A 4,377-nucleotide genomic window follows, 5' to 3' on the forward strand; every position below is an offset into this window, starting at 1 on the left:
CGACTGTTTTGCGTGTCATCCGATAGCTAAAATCGAGGGATCACGGATAGCGGAACACGCGGTGATTCGTGAATGTCGTGATTGCCACATGAAGCTCAAAACCAAACTTGATTTGAGTAACATTCCCACAGGACAGTCGGTTATGCCGACATTACGAGATTTTTTAAAGCCTTAAGCGTATAGGGGTTCAAACATTTTATCAAATCCGTCGATGATTTTTTGCATCAATTTTTGAGCCTCTTCGATCATTTTTTCGGTTGTTTTGGTCTCTTTTACCGCGTTATCGAAGAGATCGACGACCCCATTTTTCGCATGATTTTTAACGTTTTCATCACTATTTTTCAGATTTCCGATCAGTTTTGTTACATCCGAAGCGATTTTATTGATCGGTGAAGTTTGGTTTTGATCTTGGAGTTCTTTCATAAATTTATCGATATAGGGCTGTGCTTTTTCCATAAAAGCATTGATCTCTTGCTGATCTTGTTCACTGATACCGTTGCTATCCATACTAAAAGAATAAGCCTGCATCGAAGCAAACGAGAACGATTGCTCTTTGAAATCGGAGGTTGTTTTTTCACTGAGCGAAAGAGATTGTTCATTCGTAAAGTTGAGAGAGAGGGTATCTCCGCTACTGGTTTTCATAGAGATAGCGAGCTCGTGGGAGTGATACGCATCATAAGAGGTTGCAGTGGTCATGGCACACCCTTTTAGGTTAATCTTAGTGAGTATATCGGACTTTTTCAGAATAGATTTAATAAGCTTTTACGAAACTTAACCCATCTTTAAGTAAGAATTGTCTATTATTGCGTGCTAAAAATTTCTAAAGGGATATGGCTTATGAAAAGAACATACCAACCGCATAATACGCCACGTAAACGTACTCACGGCTTCCGTGCACGTATGGCGACAAAAAATGGCCGTCGAGTATTAAACGCTCGTCGTGCTAAAGGTCGAAAACGATTGGCTGTCTAAATAGCTTCTCGATGTTGAAGCTTCACAGCGAGTTTCAACGTGTTTATCAACGTGGGAAAAATGCGCACAGCACATCCATAGCGTTGTTCTATTTCCCCTTGGTGGGAGAAAAAAAAGTTGGATATACGGCCAGTAAAAAAGTTGGAAATGCAGTAGTGAGAAATCGATGTAAAAGACGCTTACGGGCTCTTTTCGATGAATTCTCACCCAATGCGCAAGACGGATGGTACGTTTTTGTTGCCAAGAGAGGGTTATTTGACAACTCTTTCGATACAGTGCGACGCGACTGCAAATATGTTTTAAAACGGACGGGTGCCATGGGTGGAGCAGGTGATGATAAGAAGCTTCTTTCTTAAGCTCCTCTGGCTTTATCGGCACTCGTTCTCTTTGGTGACACGTGGTGCGTGTCGTCACTATCCTTCATGTTCCGAATATGCCCTATGGCAGTTTGAACGCAATACTCTCCCACGCGCATTTACTTCCACGTTTTTACGAATTTTACGGTGTAATCAGCTTTTTTTAGGCGGTATTGATTATCCAATTATCAACAAACCGGAATTAAAACCCTCCGAACTTTCCATAAATACGATAAAATACTGGTTTGTTCCATATCAGCAGAAATATTTTCTGATTAAAAATTTTAAGTTTAAAGGGTCACAGTGTTAGAAAAGTTTACTCCCAATCAGCGACTACTCGTTGCCGTCGCTTTATCTTTTGTCTTTTTTTTAGGCTATACCACTCTATTTCCACCTCAAGCACCTAACGCTGAGAGTAACACAACGCAAGTGAGCGCAGTTAAAGAGGTTGCGCTTAAAACGACTGCAACGCAAGAGGCTAACACCTCTACGGTTTCAGATATTAAAACAGTAACTACAGATACGTTAACTACTATTACGGCGAAGGAGTTTACACTCAAAATTGATACACTCGGTCGTGTATCATCCGTTGTTTTAAGTAATGCAAAACATAATGGAAAAGATGGGAAACTCTCTGAACTCATCGCTTCGAGTGGTGCTAAACCACTTCAAATCCGTTTTGCTGATGCAGCACTCAATGATGCGGCGGCAAAAACCCCTTATACAACTGATGCTACAAACATAGCTTTGGGTGAAAACGGTAAAGCGACCGTAGTCCTCAGTCAAAATCTTCCTGAATTGACGGTAACCAAAACATTGACGTTTTATGCGGATGGCCATTACGATGCAAAAGTGGCACTCTCTAATGAGAAACGTTATTCACTTTACCTTGGGCAACATCCTGAGATTATGGAACAAATGATGACAGTTGTTGGGGGGATGATTTACTCAGGTGATAACCTTACAACTATTTTTTCAGACGGTGATGTAGAAGGGCGCTCTATCTTTAGCGATGTCCATTTGGTATCGGCGTTTGATCAATACTATGCGACAATCTTTTATGGATTTGATAAATCTACGGAAGTGACCGTAGAGCGTGATATGAACAACAACCCCGTAACATATTTGGAAGGGAGCAATAACTTCACATTTAACGGATATATCGGACCAAAAGAGTATAAAACACTGGAATCGATCAATCCTGTCTTGGTTAATGCCATCGAGTTTGGATGGTTTACTTTTGTAGCGACTCCGATTTTTAAAGTATTAATGTGGTTGCACGGTTTACTCGGTAACTGGGGATGGGCGATCATCGGTCTTACTATCCTTAGCCGTATCTTCCTCTATCCTTTGACTCACAAAGGGATGGTATCGATGCAAAAGATCAAAGATATCGCTCCCCGTATCCAAGAGGTTCAAGAGAAATATAAAGGTGATCCTGCCCGCATGAACGCCGCAGTGATGGAGATGTACAAAAAACACGGTGCAAACCCACTGGGCGGATGTTTGCCCTTGATCCTTCAAATTCCGGTTTTCTTTGCGATTTACCGCGTATTGCTCAATGCCGTTGAACTCCAAGGTGCTCCATGGATTCTATGGGTAACCGATCTTTCACGAATGGACCCGTATTACATTCTCCCTATTTTGATGGGGGCGACAATGTATTACCAACAGAAGATTACACCGAGTAACTTTACCGATCCATTGCAGGAAAAAATCTTTAAATTTTTACCGGTTATTTTTACGTTCTTCTTCTTTACCTTCCCTGCAGGGCTCGTATTGTATTGGTTCGTGAACAACTTATTCTCAATCACACAGCAATATTTGGTAAATAAACAATTCGAAGCGGCGCGTGCAGCTCGTCATGAATCCCATCTTGCGGACAAGCATCATGAAAAAGATTGAAGCTCCTACGCTAGAAGAAGCTTATGCGAAAGCAGCTTTTGAATTTGGATGTTCGGTTACTGCACTTCAAGTTGAAATTGTTCAATTTCCGTCTAAAGGGGTATTGGGGCTTTTCAAAAAGTCAGCCATTATTGTAGCTAATCTTCCATATACGGCTTTTTTGGAAGAGGAAGAGACTTTAGAGTCAAATGATGTTATCGATGATGAAACTGCATTGTCTGAGCCTCAAGAGTTGGTATTAGGCGATGAATTTTATGAGCAGGCCGATGATTTTGAAGAAATTATCGATTTGGAAGAAGAATATTATCAACTTTCAGCACAAGAGTGTGCCGATGAAGTGAAAGAACAGATCAATATCCTTTTTAAAGATATCTGTTTCGATATTAATGAAATTGGCGTCAGTGTTTATGATGAAAATACCTTATTGGTTGAATTTACCGGTGCCGATGCGGCTCTCATGATCGGCAAAGAGGGGTACCGTTATAAAGCACTTTCCTATATGCTTTTTAACTGGATCAATGCCGTATATGGTATGCAACTTCGTTTGGAAATCGCAGAATTTTTAAAAAATCAAGAAGAGTCGATTTCTCGCTATCTCATTAATGTGTGTGATATTATCGATCAAGACGGACGTGCACAGACAAAAGTATTGGATGGGGTATTGGTTCAAATTGCCCTAAAACAGCTACGTGATCGTTATCCTGATCGCTATGTCGCTATCCGCTCAACTCGTGATGGCGGTAAGTTTATCATTATCAACAGCTATCACGAATATTGATGAATGAAACTATCGCCGCCATTGCCACCGCAAACGGCATTGGCTCTATCTCCATTCTCCGCCTCAGCGGAGGGCGCTCTTACGAGATTGCATTAAAACTTACCCAAAAATCTCAGCTTCAACCACGCTACGCAACTCTTAGCTCTTTACATCATAACGACGGTACTTTGATCGACGAAGCGATTGTGATCTATTTCCAAGCACCCCGTAGTTTTACGGGGGAAGAGGTCGTTGAGTTCCAATGCCACGGCGGCTATGTCGTTGCCGAGTCGTTACTTCGGGCGGTATTGTCCGAGGGGGCACGTTTAGCCGAACCGGGAGAGTTTAGCAAACGAGCCTTTTTAAACGGACGGCTCGACCTTACCC

6 protein-coding genes and 1 pseudogene are annotated in these 4,377 nt (G+C 41.8%); 6 read left to right on the forward strand and 1 reads right to left on the reverse strand.

What is annotated here, in order from left to right; all coding sequences use genetic code 11:
- Positions 1 to 171 precede the first annotated feature (171 nt).
- Complete coding sequence (locus WA010_RS02295) at positions 172 to 696, reverse strand: hypothetical protein (protein ID WP_422555563.1); 525 nt, start codon at positions 694 to 696, stop codon at positions 172 to 174.
- Between the two features lie 141 nt (positions 697 to 837).
- Between WA010_RS02295 and rpmH the strand changes: the two genes are divergently transcribed.
- The 6 genes and pseudogenes from rpmH to WA010_RS02325 form a co-directional block, all read left to right on the forward strand.
- The gene (gene rpmH / locus WA010_RS02300; RefSeq protein ID WP_013459438.1) at positions 838 to 972 is read left to right on the forward strand and encodes a 50S ribosomal protein L34; all 135 of its coding nucleotides are present in this window, start codon (positions 838 to 840) and stop codon (positions 970 to 972) included.
- An 11-nt stretch (positions 973 to 983) separates the two neighbouring features.
- Positions 984 to 1,328 (forward strand): ribonuclease P protein component, encoded by a 345-nt coding sequence (gene rnpA / locus WA010_RS02305; protein ID WP_422555564.1) that lies wholly within the window; start codon positions 984 to 986, stop codon positions 1,326 to 1,328.
- On the forward strand, positions 1,306 to 1,638 hold the full coding sequence (gene yidD / locus WA010_RS02310) for a membrane protein insertion efficiency factor YidD (protein ID WP_422555565.1): 333 nt from the start codon (positions 1,306 to 1,308) through the stop codon (positions 1,636 to 1,638). Before rnpA ends, yidD begins: the two co-directional genes overlap by 23 nt.
- Positions 1,632 to 3,233: a membrane protein insertase YidC gene (gene yidC, locus WA010_RS02315; protein WP_422555566.1), complete on the forward strand. Its 1,602-nt coding sequence runs from the start codon at positions 1,632 to 1,634 to the stop codon at positions 3,231 to 3,233. Before yidD ends, yidC begins: the two co-directional genes overlap by 7 nt.
- Positions 3,220 to 4,011 (forward strand): Jag N-terminal domain-containing protein, encoded by a 792-nt coding sequence (locus WA010_RS02320; RefSeq protein WP_422555567.1) that lies wholly within the window; start codon positions 3,220 to 3,222, stop codon positions 4,009 to 4,011. Before yidC ends, WA010_RS02320 begins: the two co-directional genes overlap by 14 nt.
- Positions 4,011 to 4,377: pseudogene (locus tag WA010_RS02325) on the forward strand (tRNA uridine-5-carboxymethylaminomethyl(34) synthesis GTPase MnmE); the annotation flags it as partial. The gene WA010_RS02320 and the pseudogene WA010_RS02325, both read left to right, overlap by 1 nt.

The sequence above is a fragment of the Sulfuricurvum sp. genome, assembly GCF_049305995.1.
Taxonomy (GTDB): domain Bacteria; phylum Campylobacterota; class Campylobacteria; order Campylobacterales; family Sulfurimonadaceae; genus Sulfuricurvum.